This window comes from Microbispora amethystogenes (assembly GCF_016863015.1).
GTDB classification, from domain to species: domain Bacteria; phylum Actinomycetota; class Actinomycetes; order Streptosporangiales; family Streptosporangiaceae; genus Microbispora; species Microbispora amethystogenes.
Genome location: NZ_BOOB01000109.1, coordinates 1 through 2051, shown reverse-complemented (window position 1 = coordinate 2051; position 2051 = coordinate 1). Strand labels below are relative to the sequence as shown.

General features: G+C 66.4%; 1 protein-coding gene. It reads right to left on the bottom strand.

All coding sequences use genetic code 11. From position 1 onward, the window contains the following. Positions 1–2051: (Fe-S)-binding protein (locus Mam01_RS35880; RefSeq protein WP_204289669.1), on the bottom strand; the 2051-nt coding region annotated here is incomplete at both ends.

Below are 2051 nucleotides of genomic sequence, written 5' to 3'. Positions count from 1 at the left end.
TTGACGGATTTGATGAGGAGTTGGGCGACGTCGACGACCTCGATGGACTCCTTGGCCTGGCCGGCGTTCTTCTTCTCGTTGATCGCGTCGCCGAGCATGACGAGGCAGAACGGGCATGCGGTGGAGACGGTGTCGGGGTCGGTGGTCAGCGCCTCATCGACCCGTTCGGTGTTGATGCGCTTGCCGATGCGTTCTTCCATCCACATGCGCGCGCCGCCGGCGCCGCAGCAGAAACCACGTTCTTTGCAGCGGTGCATCTCCTGGGTGGTGACCCCGGGCACCTTGGCCATGATGTCCCGCGGTTGGGCGTAGACCTTGTTGTGCCGGCCGAGGAAACACGGGTCGTGGTAGGTGATCTTCTCCTCGATCGGGGTGACCGGGGTGAGCCTGCCCTCCTCGACCAGATGGGCCAGCAACTGGGTGTGGTGCACGACCTCATACGTGCCGCCGAGCTGCGGGTATTCGTTGGCCAGGGTGTTGAAGCAGTGCGGGCAGGTCGCGACGATCTTCTTGACGCCGGCCTCGTTCAGCGTCTCCACGTTCTGCTGGGCCAGCATGCTGAACAGGAACTCCATGCCCAGACGCCGGGCGGGATCGCCCGAGCACGCCTCGGCCGGGCCGAGCACAGCGAACTTCACCCCCGCGATGTGCAGCAACTCCGCCACCGCCTTGGTCGTCTTCTTCGCCCGGTCCTCCAACGCCCCGGCGCAGCCCACCCAGAACAGATACTCGGTGTCCTCAGGCATCCTCTCGTCCACGAGAGTGACCTCGAAGTCCAACTCCTCGATCCAGTCGGCGCGTCTGCTCTCCGGCATGCCCCAGGGGTTGCCCTTGTTCTCCAGGTTCTTCAGCATCACCCCCGCCTCGGACGGGAACGACGACTCGATCATCACCTGGTAGCGGCGCATGTCCAGGATGTGGTCGATGTGCTCGATGTCCACCGGGCACTGCTCGACACAGGCGCCGCAGTTCGTGCAGGACCACAACACGTCGGGATGGATCACCCCGCCCTCACCGACCAGCGGCTTGTCCAGCAGAGCCAGCACATCCTGCGGCAGACCCTCCCGCGCCTTATCTGTGTCCCTGCCCCCGTCCGTGCCCTTGTGCTTGTCTGCTGCGAGCAGGTACGGGGCGACCGCGAAGGCGTGGTCGCGCTGGTCGAGGATGAGCATCTTGGGCGACAGCGGCTTGCCGGTGTTCCACGCCGGGCACTGCGACTGACACCGCCCGCACTCGGTGCAGGTGTAGAAGTCCAGGAACCCCTTCCACGACGTGTCGGCGATCGTGCCGCGGCCGAACACATCCGTCTCCGGGTCGGCCTCCTCGAAATCCAGCACCCTGCCGTCGCTGCGCATCGGCTGGGCCGCGCCCAACCCGTCCGGGCGGCGGGAGAACAACACGTTCAACGGCGCGGTGAAGATGTGCAGGTGCTTGGAGTTCACCACGATGACGAGGAACACCAGCATGACGCCGATGTGCAGCAGCAGGCCCGTGGCCTCCAGCCCCTCGCTGGCGGGCAGGACCGTCGCCACCGCCTGGGAGGCGAACGCCCCCGACCGGTAAGGGAAGTTGCCGGTGTTGACCGCCGCCCCCCGGAACAGGAACATCGTCCAGATCACATTGAAGATCATGAAGAGGATGAGCCAGGCGCCGCTCAGATGCGACCCGGAGAACCGCGACCCCCGGCCCAGCTTCTTCGGCGAGTTCCGCACCCGGATGACCGCGAAGGCGATCAGCCCGGCCAGCGCCGCGACCGCGATGACGTCCTGCAGGAAACCCAGCACCGGCCAGGTTCCGATCAGCGGGATGTGGAAGTCCGGCCTGCCGGTCACCGCCCCCTGCACCAACGCCCCGTAGGCCTCCAAATACACCGAGGCCAGGATGAAGAACGCCCACATCACGAAGAAGTGCGCGGTGCCCGACGGCGTCCACTTCAACAGCTTCCGCTGACCGAACACCTCCACGAGCTGCGCCCTGACCTCCGCGCCGGCGTGCCGCCGGGCGTACTCGACACGCTCCGGGGCCGGCTGACCACTGGTCGCGAGCCGGTA